17 protein-coding genes and 1 pseudogene are annotated in these 16,687 nt (G+C 57.8%); 8 read left to right on the top strand and 10 right to left on the bottom strand.

Annotation, left to right across the window (positions count from 1 at the left end; translation table 11 throughout):
* Window positions 1–206: 206 nt before the first annotated feature.
* The 3 genes from PSPTO_RS22630 to PSPTO_RS22640 are packed head-to-tail and all read left to right on the top strand — an operon-like array spanning window position 207 to window position 3,873.
* Complete coding sequence (locus PSPTO_RS22630; RefSeq protein ID WP_011104986.1) at window positions 207–1,634, top strand: di-heme oxidoredictase family protein; 1,428 nt, start codon at window positions 207–209, stop codon at window positions 1,632–1,634.
* A gap of 60 nt (window positions 1,635–1,694) precedes the next feature.
* Window positions 1,695–2,759: an imelysin family protein gene (locus tag PSPTO_RS22635; RefSeq protein ID WP_011104987.1), complete on the top strand. Its 1,065-nt coding sequence runs from the start codon at window positions 1,695–1,697 to the stop codon at window positions 2,757–2,759.
* 16 nt (window positions 2,760–2,775) lie between these two features.
* A complete protein-coding gene (locus PSPTO_RS22640; protein WP_011104988.1) occupies window positions 2,776–3,873 on the top strand; it encodes a DUF1513 domain-containing protein in 1,098 nt (365 codons plus the stop codon).
* 24 nt (window positions 3,874–3,897) lie between these two features.
* Here PSPTO_RS22640 and PSPTO_RS22645 read toward each other — a convergent pair whose 3' ends face one another.
* From PSPTO_RS22645 to colR, 5 genes are all read right to left on the bottom strand, one after another.
* Complete coding sequence (locus PSPTO_RS22645; protein ID WP_005768596.1) at window positions 3,898–4,125, bottom strand: hypothetical protein; 228 nt, start codon at window positions 4,123–4,125, stop codon at window positions 3,898–3,900.
* Entirely contained in the window at window positions 4,122–4,844 is a 723-nt protein-coding gene (locus PSPTO_RS22650; RefSeq protein ID WP_011104989.1) for a lipopolysaccharide kinase InaA family protein, read from the bottom strand. The genes PSPTO_RS22645 and PSPTO_RS22650 overlap by 4 nt, the downstream gene beginning before the upstream one ends.
* A gap of 4 nt (window positions 4,845–4,848) precedes the next feature.
* A complete protein-coding gene (locus PSPTO_RS22655) occupies window positions 4,849–5,529 on the bottom strand; it encodes a class I SAM-dependent methyltransferase (protein ID WP_005739535.1) in 681 nt (226 codons plus the stop codon).
* A gap of 200 nt (window positions 5,530–5,729) precedes the next feature.
* Window positions 5,730–7,019 (bottom strand): sensor histidine kinase, encoded by a 1,290-nt coding sequence (locus PSPTO_RS22660; RefSeq protein WP_003380966.1) that lies wholly within the window; start codon window positions 7,017–7,019, stop codon window positions 5,730–5,732.
* The gene (gene colR / locus PSPTO_RS22665; protein WP_002555020.1) at window positions 7,009–7,692 is read right to left on the bottom strand and encodes a two-component system response regulator ColR; all 684 of its coding nucleotides are present in this window, start codon (window positions 7,690–7,692) and stop codon (window positions 7,009–7,011) included. Before colR ends, PSPTO_RS22660 begins: the two co-directional genes overlap by 11 nt.
* A gap of 176 nt (window positions 7,693–7,868) precedes the next feature.
* On the opposite strand from colR, the gene PSPTO_RS22670 reads away from it, so the two are divergent.
* The gene (locus PSPTO_RS22670; RefSeq protein WP_005768589.1) at window positions 7,869–8,612 is read left to right on the top strand and encodes a phosphatase PAP2 family protein; all 744 of its coding nucleotides are present in this window, start codon (window positions 7,869–7,871) and stop codon (window positions 8,610–8,612) included.
* An 84-nt stretch (window positions 8,613–8,696) separates the two neighbouring features.
* Here PSPTO_RS22670 and groL read toward each other — a convergent pair whose 3' ends face one another.
* From groL to PSPTO_RS22685, 3 genes are all read right to left on the bottom strand, one after another.
* On the bottom strand, window positions 8,697–10,340 hold the full coding sequence (gene groL, locus PSPTO_RS22675; protein WP_007246228.1) for a chaperonin GroEL: 1,644 nt from the start codon (window positions 10,338–10,340) through the stop codon (window positions 8,697–8,699).
* 49 nt (window positions 10,341–10,389) lie between these two features.
* The gene (locus PSPTO_RS22680; protein ID WP_003304675.1) at window positions 10,390–10,683 is read right to left on the bottom strand and encodes a co-chaperone GroES; all 294 of its coding nucleotides are present in this window, start codon (window positions 10,681–10,683) and stop codon (window positions 10,390–10,392) included.
* A gap of 255 nt (window positions 10,684–10,938) precedes the next feature.
* On the bottom strand, window positions 10,939–11,433 hold the full coding sequence (locus tag PSPTO_RS22685; protein WP_005768585.1) for an FxsA family protein: 495 nt from the start codon (window positions 11,431–11,433) through the stop codon (window positions 10,939–10,941).
* 318 nt (window positions 11,434–11,751) lie between these two features.
* On the opposite strand from PSPTO_RS22685, the gene PSPTO_RS22690 reads away from it, so the two are divergent.
* On the top strand, window positions 11,752–12,510 hold the full coding sequence (locus tag PSPTO_RS22690) for an SDR family oxidoreductase (RefSeq protein ID WP_011104991.1): 759 nt from the start codon (window positions 11,752–11,754) through the stop codon (window positions 12,508–12,510).
* A 48-nt stretch (window positions 12,511–12,558) separates the two neighbouring features.
* On the opposite strand, the gene PSPTO_RS22695 is transcribed toward PSPTO_RS22690, so the two are convergent.
* Window positions 12,559–13,566, bottom strand: a complete 1,008-nt coding sequence (locus PSPTO_RS22695) for a DUF481 domain-containing protein (RefSeq protein WP_005620274.1) — start codon at window positions 13,564–13,566, stop codon at window positions 12,559–12,561.
* A gap of 164 nt (window positions 13,567–13,730) precedes the next feature.
* Between PSPTO_RS22695 and PSPTO_RS22700 the strand changes: the two genes are divergently transcribed.
* From PSPTO_RS22700 to PSPTO_RS22710, 3 genes are read left to right on the top strand one after another with little or no spacing between them, the layout of a single operon-like run.
* The gene (locus tag PSPTO_RS22700; protein ID WP_005768582.1) at window positions 13,731–14,087 is read left to right on the top strand and encodes an MGMT family protein; all 357 of its coding nucleotides are present in this window, start codon (window positions 13,731–13,733) and stop codon (window positions 14,085–14,087) included.
* 54 nt (window positions 14,088–14,141) lie between these two features.
* Entirely contained in the window at window positions 14,142–15,692 is a 1,551-nt protein-coding gene (locus PSPTO_RS22705) for an AmpG family muropeptide MFS transporter (RefSeq protein ID WP_005768580.1), read from the top strand.
* A 32-nt stretch (window positions 15,693–15,724) separates the two neighbouring features.
* A complete protein-coding gene (locus PSPTO_RS22710; RefSeq protein WP_011104992.1) occupies window positions 15,725–16,048 on the top strand; it encodes a hypothetical protein in 324 nt (107 codons plus the stop codon).
* A 256-nt stretch (window positions 16,049–16,304) separates the two neighbouring features.
* Here the strand turns inward: PSPTO_RS22710 and PSPTO_RS22715 are convergent.
* A pseudogene (locus PSPTO_RS22715) lies at window positions 16,305–16,546 on the bottom strand (DNA polymerase V subunit UmuC); the annotation flags it as partial.
* Window positions 16,547–16,687: the final 141 nt, after the last annotated feature.

A 16,687-nucleotide genomic window follows, 5' to 3' on the forward strand; every position in this document is an offset into this window, starting at 1 on the left:
TGCGATATTTCAGCAAGCTGCGTAGGGCCTTTCCTAAAATCGCTTTTGCGCCTCTTGCCCCGACAGAAAGATCATGCAGATCACTGAGGCCGTGAATTCGTAACAACGCATTACCTCAGGCACAGCAAACGATAATCCCTCTTATTCAAACCGCAAGAGGCTGATAAGCTTGCACGCCCCGATTTGCGCCTCGTTGCAGGATGTGTATGAGTACGCGGTTCCGCCTGTCCCTTGCTCTGCTCACGACGCTGGTCTTGAGCGCGTGCGATGACGCCCCGCGCTTCACTCATGCCGAGCCGGGCGAAGCCTTGTCTGGCGGCAGCGCGACGGTCAGGAAGAGCGATCAGAACGCGTTCTCAATGCCCTCGGCCAATCTGTCGCCGGTGCGTCGGCTGGATTTCAGTGTCGGCAACAGTTTCTTTCGCAGCCCGTGGGTGATTGCGCCGTCGACCACCACGGCCCGCGATGGGCTCGGGCCGCTGTTCAACACCAATGCCTGTCAGAACTGCCACATCAAGGACGGTCGCGGTCATCCGCCGGAGGCTGGCGATAGTAATGCGGTGTCGATGCTGGTCAGGCTGTCGATTCCTGATGACCCGGCCTACGCAGACCTGATCCGGCGTAATGGGGTGTTGCCCGAGCCGACCTATGGCGGGCAGTTGCAGGACATGTCGAATCCCGGCGTTGCACCGGAAGGCAAGGTGCGGGTCGAGTACGACGCGTTGACGGTCAATTTCCGCGACGGCACTGCCGTCGAATTGCGTCAGCCAACGCTGAGGATCACCCAATTGGGCTACGGCCCGATGCACCCCGAAACACATATCTCGGCGCGCATTGCCCCGCCAATGATCGGTCTTGGGTTGCTCGAAGCCATTGCGGATGACGCCATCCTCGCCAACGCCGATCCCGATGACAAGAACGCCGATGGCATCTCGGGCCGCCCCAACTGGGTCTGGGACGATGTGCAGCAAAAAGTCGTCATGGGCAGGTTCGGCTGGAAAGCCGGACAGCCCAACCTCAACCAGCAGAACGTGCACGCCTTTTCCGGCGACATGGGCCTGACCACAAGCCTGCGCCGCGTCGATGACTGCACACCGGCGCAGACCGATTGCCTGGTAGCGCCCAACGGCAATGGCCCGGACGGCGAACCAGAGGTCAGTGACAACATCCTGCGTCTGGTCGAGTTTTACACCCGAAACCTGGGCGTTCCGGCTCGCCGAAAGGTAGCTGATCCGCAGGTGCTGGCCGGCAAGAATCTGTTTTTCGAGGCGGGTTGCCAACAGTGCCACACGCCATCGTTCAAAACCCGGAGCGACGCTGCGCAACCCGAACTGGCCAACCAGGACATTCGCCCCTACAGCGACCTGTTGCTGCACGACATGGGCGAAGGGCTGGCCGATAACCGTACCGAGTTCCAGGCCACCGGCCGCGAGTGGCGCACGCCGCCGCTGTGGGGGTTGGGCCTGACCGAAACGGTAAGCGGGCATACCCAACTGCTGCATGACGGTCGCGCGCGCAACATGCTTGAGGCGATACTGTGGCACGGTGGCGAAGCCCAGGCAGCACAACGACGAGTATTGGCATTTGACGCCGAACAGCGTGAAGCGCTGTTGGCGTTTCTGAATTCGTTATGATGCTCTCATTGCAAAGTCTTCTCGTTCAAAACCATCTTTTCAAAAAATAAGGAGCCGGACATGTTCCGACCCAAGTTGTTGCTGACCAGCCTCGCGGCGCTTGCATTGGGTGCCTGCTCACCGTCCGATCCTCAGGCGGTCACGTCTGCGGCCATTGCCAAGCAGGTGATCCTGCCGACCTACAGCCGTTGGGTCGATGCTGATCGTCAACTGGCAACCAGCGCACTTGCGTTTTGCCAGGGCAAGACCGACCTGGCGACTGCACGTGCCGACTTCCTTAAGGCACAAAAGACCTGGGCAGAGTTACAACCGCTGTTGATCGGCCCGCTGGCTGAAGGCAATCGCGCCTGGCAAGTGCAGTTCTGGCCGGACAAGAAGAACCTGGTCGGCCGTCAGGTCGAGCAACTGGTGACGACACAGCCGCAGATCAATGCCCAGGAACTGGCCAAGGCCAGCGTCGTGGTTCAAGGCTTGTCCGCCTACGAATACATTCTGTTCGACGCCGAAATCGACATGGCCAACGCTGAGCAGAAAGCGCGCTACTGCCCGCTGCTGATGGCCATCGGCGAACGGCAGAAGTTGCTTGCCGAAGAAATTCTGAGCAGTTGGAACAGCACCGACGGAATGCTTGCGCAACTGAGCAAATTCCCCAACCAGCGTTACGCCGACTCGCACGAAGCCATCGCCGAACTGCTGCGGGTTCAAGTGACAGCGCTCGACAGCCTGAAGAAAAAACTGGGCACGCCACTGGGCCGTCAAAGCAAAGGGCAGCCGCAGCCATTTCAGGCTGATGCATGGCGCAGCAAGTCATCGCTCAGCAGCCTGGAAGCCAGTCTGATCAGCGCCCAGACGGTCTGGACCGGTGTCGACAACAAAGGCTTGCGCAGCTTGCTACCCGCTGAACAGAAACCGCTGGCCGACAAAATCGATGCGGCCTACGCTACCAGCCGCAAACTGCTGTCGGAACTCAAACCGCCTCTGGTTGACCTGTTGGCCACCGACGCAGGACGCGAGCAGCTCAATGCGTTCTATGACAGCCTGAATGCGGTGCATCGCCTTCATGAAGGCGAGCTGGCCAAGGCACTGGGCATTCAGTTGGGTTTCAACGCCAACGACGGTGATTGATCGAGAGGTGCGAACGATGTTGCGACGCCAAGCGATGGCCCTCGGCAGTCTGTTGCTCAGTGCCTGCACATTGGGTGGATGGACCCTGTTCAGACAGAAAGACACCGGCCCTCTGCTGCTATCTGCGCGCGACGATGGCGAAGGCAAGCACTATGCGGTGGGTTTCCGGCTCGACGGGACGCAGGTGTTTGCCACTCAGGTGGGCCAACGCTGCCATGACATCATCAATCACCCCAGCCTGCCGCTTGCCGTGTTCATCGCACGTCGTCCAGGCACTGAGAGCTATCTGATCGACCTGCGCGACGGTAGCTTGCTACAAACCATTGTTTCGCAGCCGGACAGGCACTTTTACGGCCATGCGGTGATTCATCGTGACGGCGAATGGCTGTATGCAACTGAAAACGACACTCGCGACCCAGGTCGCGGATTGCTGGGCGTTTATCGGTTCGTCGATGAGCGGCTGGTGCACTCGGCAGAGGTATCCACGCACGGCATCGGTCCGCATCAGGTCTCCTGGATGCCGGATGGCGAGACACTCGTCGTTGCCAACGGCGGCATTCGCACCGAAGCGGAAAGCCGCGTGGAAATGAACCTGAATGCCATGCAGCCCAGCCTGGTGATCATGCAACGCGATGGCACTCTGCTGAGCAAGGAAACACTCTCGCAACAGATGAACAGCGTGCGCCACATGGGCATTGCCAGCGATGGCACCATCGTCGCGAGTCAGCAGTTTATGGGCGATAGCCACGAAGTCGCCGAGTTACTGGCGATCAAACGTCCAGGCCAGCCATTTCAAGCGTTTCCGGTGGCACAGGAGCAATTGCGCGCAATGGGGCACTACACCGCCAGCGTTGCCGTGCACAGCGATCTGCGACTGATCGCACTGACAGCGCCGCGAGGCAACCGGTTCTTCATATGGGATATGGACAGCGGCGCACTGAAACTGGATGCACCGTTGCCGGACTGCGCAGGCGTTGGTGCAGTGGTCGACGGGTTTGTCGTGACGTCAGGTCAGGGGCGCTGCCGCTTCTACGATTGCCGCAAAGAGGAACTGCTGGCCAGGCCGCTGGACCTGCCCGCAGGGTTGTGGGACAACCATCTTCATTTGGTCTGACCTGGCTGGCAAGGCAGAAAGGAATCAGTTCCTGACCCCGGTGCCTTGCGCCAGGCTGTACATAAGCAGCAAAAGGTCATGATCAGGCTGTGCCGTGGCCAGGCTCTTCACCGCCCGAGGCAGCGGGCAGTTACCTTCGCCATGCTGCGCGGTGAGTATCCGGGTAGCCGGTTGCTCGAGCGCTGCCACTGTGACAGTCGCTATCGCAAGCGCAGCGAAGATGAAAAGACCTCGTGCCATTTCTAGTTTCATGACTCTAAACCTTTGATAGAGCTGCCAAACGCCGTCTGATAAAAGTAGACCAACTTCTGCCAGTCTGCAGCACTGAATGACGAATGGCGTCTCAACTGTTTCATGTCATGCTGAGCCGCGCCCTGTGCCGTGAGGCGGCGACGGCCTTTTTCCAGGTCAAGCAGAGCAACCTCGACCTTTGCGTCCGGGCCATCACCCGTCACGCGTACAAAAACGTGTTTGATGTACAGGCAGCTGTGTTGCCAGCGGCCAAGGTGCATACGCGCCAGGGTACTGGCCACTTCCTTGAGCATTCGCTCGTAGAAGAGTTCGCCATGGCGCTCCCGCCCTCCGGCGGCGAGCCACTTTTCGATTTCGTCGAAACCGTCCAGCGCAACCGTCACCAACAGCGCCCGCCAGGCATTGTCCTCACCGCGCTCGGCACCGCAGAAAACCACCTCAGGCACCACCACGCCAAGCTTGCGCAGACCTTCCAGCGCCTCACGCTCGCGCAACACTGTCGGCCGCCCGAGCGGGTGCAGCAGGCTGCGGTAGATATGGCCCGTCTGACGCTTGGCATAGAGGGTCTGCCCATTGTCCATGACCAGCCGCTGCACGCCACTCTCGCCGCCTCGGCGTACGTTAGGCTCTTCAACCCACTCGCCGTGCTGACTCCAAAAATGGCTGAACTCATCCTGCACCGAGTTCTCGACTGGCTCTTTCAAGGACTGCAAACCCATCTCGTTACCTTTTACGTAAGACATAAACTCGCCACATGGCGTACATCGGCAAGAAGTCCATTCGATTCTGAATGCGAAATCCCGCCTGCTCAAATTCTGTTTCTGCGGTAGCAACCGGTAACACAAACCGATTCTGGTAACTTTCCTGCCCATTTTTCTGCTGACGTTTTTTCTCCAGACGCTCGCGCCGCCATGCCTTGAAGTTGCCATCAACCCACAGCGAAACAATCACACTGTCGCGCGTGACGCGCTGGAACTCACGCAATAGAGCCATTCGGTCGCTCGACTGCCCAACATGGTGCAGCAGGCGCATGCAAAAGATGCTGTCTACTGCGTTGTCCGGCAAATCGATATCAAACGCAGATGTCTGCAAGGGTTGTACCCTTTTCACAACTTCTGCCGGTTGAGATGCACAGGCGGTGCTGAGCATGTCGGCGGAGTTGTCCGCGCCGATGATCGAGCGGTTGGGTTTCTCGGCCAGCAGCGGCCAGAAGCGGCCAGCACCGCAAGGCAGGTCCAGCACCAGCCCGGGATCACCCGCCATGTGCAGAGCTTTTCTCGCCAGTTGCTCATCGCGATGATGCGACAACTTGCGCCAAATGCCGTCCTGGTGTTTTTCAAGGTACTGACGGGCATGTGACTTGTCGTACTTGCGGGAAAATTCGAGTTCGATGCGATCGCTCATAAGAGCAGCTCCTGACGTTGATGCGGGCCAAAATAGAGGCAGCGCCGTCACTGTCAGGTCATCTCAATGTGAAAATTTTGTTACCTTGGCACTTCAAATGTTTCGAGATTTTACAGAGAGTTAGGCACGCTGTGTGCCCAATCGACGAAGTGCTGTCGATTTAAAGTCACACAGTAAGGCGTGCCTGTTCGATGTGAACGTCAGGGCTTGACCGCGTTCAATGTGACTTCAAACCGACAGCCATGTGGCTCCATCGGGGTGAGGTCCACTCTCCAGCCCTGATTGGTGCAGATGCGCTGAACCAGCGACAGACCAAGGCCCAGCCCTTCCCCACGCTGTTCGTTGCCGCGCACAAACGGCTCGAACATGGCTTCGCGTTTTTCTTCGGGAATGCCGACACCACTGTCCTCCACGGTGAAGCTTTCGGCTTGCAGCGTGAGCGTGATGAAACCGTGATCCGTGTAGTGCAAAGCGTTGCGCAGCAAGTTGCCCATGACGGCATGCAGAAACGTTGCGTTGTAGCGGGTTTCGGATAACTGGTCATCCGCAGGCGGCGTGTAAGTCAGCACCAGCCCCTTGCCTTCGATCGGATCACGCCACTGGGAAATCAACTGTTCCGCTACGCCGACCAGCGTGGCCTTGGGCGTCATTGCCGGATCTTCGCGCTGGGTACGGGCAAGCATGAGGAAGGTCTGCACCAGGTCACGCATCTCTTCACACGCGCGGCCGATACGCTCGACCTGACGTCGCCCGCGCAGATCGAGCGCAGGGTTTTCCAACAACAGCTCGCAGGAGCTGGCCAATACCATCAATGGGGTGCGCAACTCATGGCTCACGTCACTGGTGAACATGCGCTCACGAATCAGTGCCTGCCTCAGCCGACCCAGCGTCGCGTCGAATGCCACCGCCAGCTCACCGACCTCGTCAGCGGCATAATCCGGTGCCAGAGGCGGTGCGAGCCCCAGCAACTGGTCACGGTGCCTGACCTGCCTGGCCAGACGGACCACAGGGGCCATCACCCGACGCGCCAGCACCCAACCGAGAAACACCGCCAGTGCCAGCGCCAGCACAAAGCCGACCAGCACGACGGCGAACAGGACTCGCTCGCGCTCTTCGAAGTCACTCTGATCCTGCAGCAGGGCGTAATGCCGACCGTCTACTACCTCGATCATGGCGTGATAGGAGAGCGGCCCGCGAAAGACCTCATGAAAACCAGGCTCAAGGTGACGCAGGTCCTTGGGCAGATCGAAATCGCCGGGGCCATTACTGAAGTAGAACAACTGGTCAGGCTTGGGCCGGTGGCTCCAGTCGCTGACGCTGTCCATCAGCATCAGGCGATTGAGATCACCGCCCAGGCCTGCAGAAATCAGCTTTTCTTCGACCAGGTGGACCGTTGAAATAATCCCGATGGCAAACGATCCGGCGACCAGTGCACTCATCAATGCAAAGGCAATGATGATCCGTTGGGCAAGACTCTGTTTAAACTCCATCCCGGCCCTCGGCCAAGCGATAGCCCACACCGTGCACGGTCTGCAACAGCGGTTTGCCAAACGGTTTGTCGATCACCTGACGCAACTGGTGCACATGGCTGCGCAGGCTGTCGCTGTCCGGGCAATCGTCGCCCCACAGGGCTTCTTCCAGTATTTCGCGGCGCAGCACATGCGGGCTCTTCTGCATCAGCACGGCCAGCAGTTTCAGGCCGACCGGGTTGAGCTTGAGCATGCGACCTTCGCGCGTCACTTCAAGGGTATCGAGGTCATACACCAGATCGGCTACCTGTAACGTACGCCGTCCCCCGCCCTGGGCACGACGCAGCACCGCTTCGATCCGCGCGGCCAGTTCAGACAGGGCGAACGGCTTGAGCAGGTAATCATCGGCACCGGAGCGGAAGCCCTGCAGGCGGTCGTCCAGTTGGTCGCGGGCGGTCAGCATGATGACCGGGGTATCGCGACGGGCGTCTTCGCGCAGCCGCTTGCACAGCGTGTAGCCGTCAATGCCGGGCAACATGATGTCGAGCACGATCAGGTCATAGTGCTCGGTGGCCGCCAGGTGCAGTCCGGAGAGGCCATCCTGGGCGCAATCGACGGTATAGCCTTTCATGCCCAGATAATCGGCCATGTTCGCCAGGATGTCGCGGTTGTCTTCAACCAGAAGAATTCGCATAAAGCACTCTCATATGCAGTTTGGGCTGGCGCAGCTTAAGACGAAGTGGGCGTCAGGGCCAGCGCCGAAATGGCATGACGATATTTTCACCTATTATCAACAAGGCTCATGACACACTTTGAGACAAACCGTCGCACACAATGACCGCGACACGCCCTTCATGATCTGGATTCGATATGTCGAAAACCGTCGCGCCACCCTACTCTCGCCCGATAAATCCATGGATTTACCTGGGTATCCCCGCCGTCGTCGCATTGATCCTTGTACTGCTTGAACTGACCTCGCTGGACATGGATATCGCCAAGCTGGCCTTCGACCCCGTCAGCGGGCAATTCATTGGCAGGCACAGCTATTTTCTGGAAGACATCCTCCACGACCGCGCCAAACAATTGGTCATGCTGTTCGGCGTACTGGCGATGATCGGCTTTGCGGCATCCTTCAAGGTACAGCGGCTGATGCCGTGGCGCAGAGAACTGGGTTGCCTGGTGCTGTCCATGGCGCTTTCAACCGCCTTCGTAACTCCGGTGAAAGTGGTGACTTCAGTGCAATGCCCCTGGAGCCTGACAGAGTTCGGCGGCCAGGAAACCTACAGCGAACTGTTGAGCCCACGCCCCGCCACCGACAAGCCAGGGCGCTGCTGGCCAGGTGGTCATGCGGCCACCGGCTTTACCCTGTTTGCGCTGTTCTTCATGCTGCGTGATCGTCGGCCACGTCTGGCTAAATTGGGACTGGCACTGGCGTTAGGTCTGGGATCGATCTTTTCTGCCGGCCGGATGCTGCAAGGCGCACACTTCTTTTCCCATAACATCTGGACGGCGGTGTTTTGCTGGTTGATCTGTCTGGGGGTTTATTACTTTGTGCTGTACCGGCCGGAACCCAAGCATAGTGCGAACACAGCGGCTCCCCCCTCTACGCACTAATTGATCAGGCACAAAAACAGGTCGTAAAAAAACCCCGCACAAGGCGGGGTTCTTTATGGGTGTAGCTCTAGGGGTAAAGCCGGCTTACATCATGCCGCCCATACCACCCATGCCGCCCATGTCCGGCATGCCGCCGCCTGCTGCCTTTTCATCAGCCACGTCAGCGATCATCGCTTCGGTGGTGATCATCAGGCTGGCGATGGAGGACGCGGCCTGCAGAGCAGAGCGAGTCACTTTGGCCGGGTCGAGGATACCCATTTCAATCATGTCGCCGTATTCGCCGGAAGCAGCGTTGTAACCGAAGTTACCCGAACCCTGCTTGACCTTGTCGACCACAACGCTTGGCTCGTCACCGGAGTTGGCAACGATCTGGCGCAGAGGCGCTTCGACTGCGCGACGCAGCAGAGCAATACCGACGTCCTGATCGGCGTTGTCGCCTTTCAGACCTTCGATGGCCTGCAGCGAGCGAACCAGTGCTACGCCACCGCCAGGTACCACGCCTTCTTCGACCGCTGCACGGGTTGCGTGCAGGGCGTCTTCAACGCGGGCTTTCTTCTCTTTCATTTCAACTTCGGAACCGGCACCGACCTTGATCACTGCAACGCCGCCAGACAGCTTGGCCAGACGCTCCTGCAGTTTTTCCTTGTCGTAGTCCGAGCTGGTGTCGCCGATTTGCTGACGGATCTGGGAGATACGCGAGTCGATATCGGTTTTGACGCCAGCACCATCAATGATGGTGGTGTTTTCTTTGTTCAGGATGACGCGCTTGGCATTACCCAGGTGTTCCAGGGTAGTGGTTTCCAGGCTCAGACCGATCTCTTCGGAGATGACGGTACCGCCAGTCAGAACAGCGATGTCCTGCAGCATGGCCTTGCGACGGTCGCCGAAACCTGGAGCCTTGACGGCTGCAACTTTCACGATACCGCGCATGTTGTTGACAACCAGAGTTGCCAGCGCTTCGCCTTCAACGTCTTCAGCAACGATCAGCAGAGGACGGCCAGCCTTGGCGACTGCTTCCAGAACCGGCAGCATTTCGCGAATGTTGGAGATCTTCTTGTCGACCAGCAACAGCAGCGGGCTGTCGAGCTCGGCGACCATGGTGTCCGGCTTGTTGATGAAGTACGGGGACAGGTAACCGCGGTCAAACTGCATGCCTTCTACAACAGACAGCTCGTTTTCCAGGCCCGAACCTTCTTCAACGGTGATAACGCCGTCTTTGGTCACTTTTTCCATGGCTTCGGCAATGATGTCGCCGATGGAGTGATCAGAGTTGGCCGAAATGGTGCCGACCTGGGCAATTGCCTTGGTGTCGGTGCAAGGCTTGGACAGCTTTTTCAGCTCTGCAACGATAGCGATGGTCGCCTTGTCGATGCCGCGCTTGAGGTCCATCGGGTTCATGCCGGCAGCGACAGCTTTCAGGCCTTCGTTGACGATGGCCTGAGCCAGTACGGTAGCGGTAGTAGTACCATCACCCGCATCATCGTTGGCACGGGAGGCAACGTCTTTGACCAGCTGCGCGCCCATGTTTTCGAAACGGTCTTTAAGCTCGATTTCCTTGGCAACCGACACACCGTCTTTGGTGATCAGCGGAGCGCCAAAGCTTTTTTCGATGATAACGTTACGGCCTTTTGGGCCCAGGGTCGCTTTTACTGCGTCAGCCAGGACGTTTACACCGGCGAGCATTTTTTTACGGCCAGCATCGCCGAACTTAACTTCTTTAGCAGCCATGATCATTATTCCTTGAATACTTGGTAGTAACGGAAATCAGCGGAAGCACTCAGCCTTCGACAACAGCAAGAATCTCGTTCTCGCTCATCACCAGCAGGTCTTCGCCATCGACTTTCACTGTGTTGCTGCCGGAATAAGGGCCGAACACAACCTTGTCACCCACTTTCACAGCCAGCGCACGCACTTCACCGTTGTCCAGCACGCGGCCGGTACCCACAGCAACGATCTCGCCGCGGTTAGGCTTTTCAGCAGCCGAACCTGGCAGAACGATACCGCCGGCAGTTTTCGTTTCTTCTTCACTGCGACGGATTACGACGCGGTCATGCAGAGGACGAAGCTTCATTGTCGATCTCCTGATTATGTTTTTTTTGAGCGTCCGGCGAATGCGCCAGCCGCTACGGATCCGGACTTGCCGGTTACGGTTCGACGCGCGAACCGCAGAATACGGTCTGGCGTTCAGGCCAGAAACCTTGCGGTGACCCATACATAAGGGCGGGCAATTTGATTACAAGTCTTGAGCAGGATTTTTTTTACACGGCAGGCACCGCCTGAAAACCAGCGCGGCACCCGAAGGTGCCGCGCTGCGGGGCTGAACAGGTTACTTGTCGCGGTGTTCGAACTCGCCTTCGATCACATCCGGCTCGCGGGTCGGTTGATGAATCGCGTTGGGACGATGACTGGCAGGTCCCTGATTGGCCTGAGTCTGTAGATCGTCGGCGAAGGCACGCTGACGCATGGCCTGATCTTCCGCGCGGCGACGAACCTTGCTGATCAACAGCCGACGGGTAATCGGCAGCAGGCAGATCACCCCCAGAATGTCACTGATGAAGCCGGGCAACAGCAGCAGACCGCCACCCACGGCAACCATCAGGCCTTCGAGCATTTCCTGGGCCGGCAACTCGCCGCGCGCCAGACTTTCACGTGCTCGCAGCGCCGTGGCAAACCCGGCCACACGCATCACGAACAGCCCCAGCATGGAAGTCGCGACGACCAGCAGGAAGGTCCAGAGAAAACCGATCGACATCCCGACACGAACCAGCAGAAACAGCTCAAGTACCGGGAATAATAAAAACAGCAGCAAAAAAACACGCATCAAATGAGTTCCTCAAGGGAAGAATGCCTTCCGAGTAGACCGTATGTGATGTCAGAAGGTCGTTAATTCAAGCTCCCTGCGCTTTGGTGACCAATCAATTATGCGCATAAGTCAGCTGAACCTGGGCTTCACGAACGTGTATCGGTGTGTTTCAAAGTGACGTGAAACCTTTCGTGGCGGTGCCGGGCGACGCAAAAAACGTGTCGCCTGTACGCAAGACGAGCGAGCTGAAACAGCCTATAACGTGCTTTGGCAGTGGCATAAGCACTTGCGTTGAGCCGGTGACGCCATAAAAACAATAAACAGATGGGCACGCACATGGAATTGAAAAACAAGCTGATCATTATCACCGGCGGGGGCCAAGGCCTTGGCAGGGCGATGGCCGAGTACCTGGCCGGCAAGGGCGCAAATCTGGCGCTGGTGGACCTCAACCAGGAAAAGCTCGACCAGGCTGTCGTGGCCTGTGCCGCCCTCGGGGTCAAGGCTCGCGCCTATTTGTGCAATGTTGCCAATGAAGAACAGGTCGTGGATACAGTCAACAAGATTGCCGAAGACTTCGGCGCCGTTCATGGCCTGATCAACAATGCCGGTATTCTGCGCGACGGCCTGCTGGTCAAGGTCAAGGATGGCGAGATGACCAAGCTGAGCCTTGCGCAATGGCAGGCGGTGATCGACGTCAACCTGACCGGCGTATTCCTCTGCACACGCGAAGTGGCAGCAAAAATGATCGAGCAGAAGAGTCAGGGTGCGATCATCAACATCTCTTCGATTTCCCGCGCAGGCAATATCGGGCAGACCAATTATTCAGCCGCAAAGGCCGGTGTCGCGGCGGCGACGGTTACATGGGCAAGGGAACTGGCGCGCTACGGCATCCGTGTGGCAGGCGTAGCGCCTGGTTTCATTGAAACCGAAATGACCGCCAGCATGAGACCCGAAGCACTGGAAAAGATGACCTCGGCCATCCCGCTCAAGCGCATGGGCAAGCCGGACGAAATCGCCCATTCGGTGGCTTACATTCTTGAAAACGATTATTTCAGCGGACGCATTCTGGAGCTGGACGGGGCGATGAGAATCTAGTGATATCAAACGCTGAGCGACGCACAGTGCGCGTCGCTCAGCGCTGGCTTACCAGCTTACGCCAAAGCCTGCGGTATAGCGGGTCTTGTCGACATCGCCGTTATCCGAGCCGCTGATGACGTTCTTCTCGGCTTTCACGTTAAGCGAGGCCCAGTCTGTCACCTTGTAACGCAGGCCCGCCTCGACATCCATCGAGTAATCGGCCACCCCACTCAACGGCTTGCCCAATTCGCCGTTGCTGAAGAACTCGAACTTCTTGCCAATCAGGTAGCGGTTGTAATCCCAGGTGCCTGCAACAGAATAGAAGTTTTCTTTCTGACCGTTGGAAAACTCGAAGTCGGTACGGTTAAGCAGTGCTCCAACCTTGAACGCACCCAGTTCGTCATCCCACAACTGATAGCCCGGACCGGTACCGACGACGCGCTGACGAGACAGATCTTCGATCTTGTCGCGCTTGTAGGTCACGCGGGCGTCCCAGAAGAATTTCTCTGTCAGGAAGCGGTCCAGCGAGTATTCGGCGCTCCAGTTGTCGGTGCCGACCACATCGTCAGTCGTCTCGCGGTTGTAATCGCCTTTGGCGTTATGACGCCATTGGCCATGACGCGCAGAAGTCTTGAACGCAACGTTGTAATCGTTGGTGTCGTTCTCTGCCTGCTGGAAGTCCAGTGCGGCATCAATGTTGCCCTTCCACACCAGATCGGTGATGACCGGCTTGGGCTTGATGATCTGGTGAATGCTTGCCAGCTCGACGGTCTTGGGCGCTTCGCCGTTGGCCAGCACCACTTTGCCGTCGTCGGCCGCTTGCAACGACTTGGCGACTTCGCCAGTGTGCTCGTCCTGTTTGATCAGCAACGGCTGGTCGCTCTTCAGCGTCTTGACCTGTTTCCAGTCCAGCGCAATGGCGCCGCCGTACTCGGTCTGGAGCAACAGCTTGCCACCATCGAACACTTTGATTGTGCCGGTCAGCCGGTCGCCGTTCTTCAACCAGACGGTGTCGGCAAGCAATGGAGTAGAGACAGCGGTAATTGCAAGGCACAGCAGGGTTCTGGACAACATAAGCGGTAACTAGGCTCTGTTTGGCGGGAAATCGGGCATCATCCTGCAGGAGAACATCAAGGCAATCTCAATCCATGGACCACCGGGCACGGTGGTTACAGACAGTTGCGTTCGATCAAAGTTCCGCGAACGACAATCAATATCGTTTTATACAGGATAAATGTGTGAGCGACGCGGACTTAACATTTCTTTACGCTGACGAGCAGTCACCTGCCGAAAGACGACGTGCTGCTCTTTACCTGACGATGGCGCAAATACCGGAGGGTAAAGTGGTCGCCTACGGGCAATTGGCCGAACTGGCTGGGCTGGGCAAAGCGGCGCGCTGGGTGGGCCGTACCTTGAGTCAGTTACCACAAGGATCGTCCCTGCCGTGGCACCGCGTGCTGGGGGCCGGCGGGCGGCTCAGTCTGCCAGTGGGCAGCGCGTCGGGCGACGAACAGCGGGCCCGTTTGCGTGCCGAGGGCGTCACGATTCTGAACAATCGGGTTGATATGCAGCGTCATGGCTGGCGTCCCCTATAGCACAGCGGTTAGAGTGCGCCCTTTGTTTTCGTAACCTGAGGCAGATTCCAGCCCATGCCCCGTAAAACCTGGCGCGCCGCGCTCGCCGCATATGCCAGCCCGTCGACATTAGTGTTACTGCTGCTCGGATTCGCTGCGGGCATGCCTTACATGCTCGTCTTCTCGACATTATCCGTGTGGCTGCGCGAAGCCGGTGTGGCTCGCGAGACCATTGGCTATGCGAGCCTGATCGGCCTTGCCTACGCCTTCAAATGGGTCTGGTCGCCATTACTCGACCAATGGCGCCTGCCTTTTCTCGGCAAGCTGGGGCGTCGCCGCTCCTGGCTGGTGCTTGCACAGAGCCTGGTGATCCTTGGCCTCATCGGCATGGGTTTCTGCGATCCGCAGAAACACCTGTCCTGGCTGATCGCAATTGCCGTGGTGGTGGCCTTCGCCTCCGCGACGCAAGACATCGCCATCGACGCCTATCGCCTGGAAATCGCCCAGGACACCCAACAGGCCGCCCTCGCCGCCAGTTACATGTCCGGCTATAGGGTGGCCGCACTGTTGGCGACCGCCGGCGCGCTGTACTTCGCAGAAGGTTTCGGTTCGACAGGTTTTGCCTACAAGCATGCAGCATGGACCGGCACGTATGTGCTGTTCGGCCTGCTGATGCTGCCAGCGCTGGTCACCACGCTGATCATGCGCGAGCCGCCGGTGCCGCTGCGCACGCAATTGTCGGCCGCGCGTTATGGCTTCACTCACCAACTGGCCTCGGTGTTTGTGCTGATCGTGCTACTGGTTTCAGTACCGGCGATGTTTACCCAGCTTTACAACACCGACTTCGCCAGCGTGCTGTTCAACGACACCAGCTGGATGGACCTGTTGCTGGAAGACCGGGCTTTTCTGCGCGCCATTCTCTACACACTACTGACCTTCGCCTGCCTGTCGTCAATGGGGCGTCGCGGGCTGGCACCGGTGCTTACACCGATCAACGATTTCATCATGCGCTATCGCTGGCAGGCCCTGCTGCTGCTGGGTCTGATCGCGACCTATCGAATGTCGGACACCGTGATGGGTGTGATGGCCAACGTGTTCTACATTGATCAGGGCTTTACCAAGGATCAGATCGCCAGCGTCAGCAAAATCTTCGGCCTGATCATGACCTTGCTCGGCGCAGGTGCCGGTGGCCTGCTGATCGTGCGCTTCGGCATCATGCCGATCCTGTTCATCGGCGGCTTCGCCTCGGCATCCACCAATATCCTGTTCCTGTTGCTGGCGGACATGGGGCCGAACGTGAAGATGCTGATCCTGACCATCTCACTGGACAACCTCAGTTCCGGGCTGGCGACATCGGCGTTCGTCGCCTACCTGTCGAGCCTCACCAACCTGAAGTTTTCCGCCACTCAATACGCCCTGCTCAGCTCCATCATGCTGCTGTTGCCGCGCCTGCTGGGCGGCTATTCAGGCGTGGTGGTGGAGAAATTCGGCTATCACAACTTCTTCCTGATCACCGCACTGCTGGGTATCCCGACCCTGGTGATGATCATCCTGCAGTGGAACCGGGAAATACGCACGGCAAAAGCCGAGGCCCCCATAGAAGTTTCAGAGATCGAGAAGCCCTGATCGCTGGCTAACCTTTAAATAAAGGAACGAAATTGGACACCGAAAATAAAGGCAGCGCCGGGAGCCCTGTTCCACTGACCCTGATAAGCCTGGGCATCTGGTTGCCGATCATCGGCACCGCTTACCTGTCGAGCGGGCCTGTAGACCCTTCTGCCTCAACCGCATTTGGCGGCGGCACGGTCATCCTCGCGCAGATTGAAATCTTCGCCATTATCTTTCTGCTGGTTTATGCCTTCGCCATAAAACCGTGGCGGCTGTCAAAACGCATACGCGCAGTGTTTTACGTCAATGCACTGGCCGCAGTCGTCGCGGCAATCGGCATTATCGTTACGCTGGCCAATACAAGCCTGCAGTAATCGCCGACTAAAAAGCCTTGGAAAGGTGTGATCAAATGAAAATCGATGAGTTAAAAGCGAGAAAAGTCTGATTGTCTGATCGGGAGAGTTTTTTGAAGCTCAGGTCACGAGGGCATCAAAAATCGGGCCCTACTTCAGAACGTCCTTGGAGAGTCCGAATTTTAATTGTTTAACATTAGATAGCGTGATCTCGCTAATAATGGTCGATGGTCGAGAACCATGGTTCGATCTCTGACTACGTTCACGGTTTCCACTCGATAACCTCGGCGTTGCAGCCCTTGAATGTAGGCAGATAGATCCGATCTACCGCGTCCACGGCTGCCCTTGTAATCAACCGGACATCGTCGGTCGGGCACAGCAATTCAACTAGAATTCCATTGGTGTACTTGGCTTCCTCCGGATTGAACATGCCGGTACAAATGCTCACCCGAACTCCGTGGCTCGCATCATTTGAGTGGCCACAGCTTCTTTGATCGGTGCCATTTCGATGAGACGCTTCAACAGTACAAATGTTCGACGCGCAAGACACTGTAGGAAAACTCTGATTTTTGCTGCGGTAGCCCCCTGCCCAATTTTTGCATTGAGATAATGGATATATTCAAGCACCATCCAGATTCTAGATTGTTTCAAAGGATGGAC

Origin of the sequence: Pseudomonas syringae pv. tomato str. DC3000 (genome assembly GCF_000007805.1) — a bacterium.
Classification (GTDB): domain Bacteria; phylum Pseudomonadota; class Gammaproteobacteria; order Pseudomonadales; family Pseudomonadaceae; genus Aquipseudomonas; species Aquipseudomonas avellanae.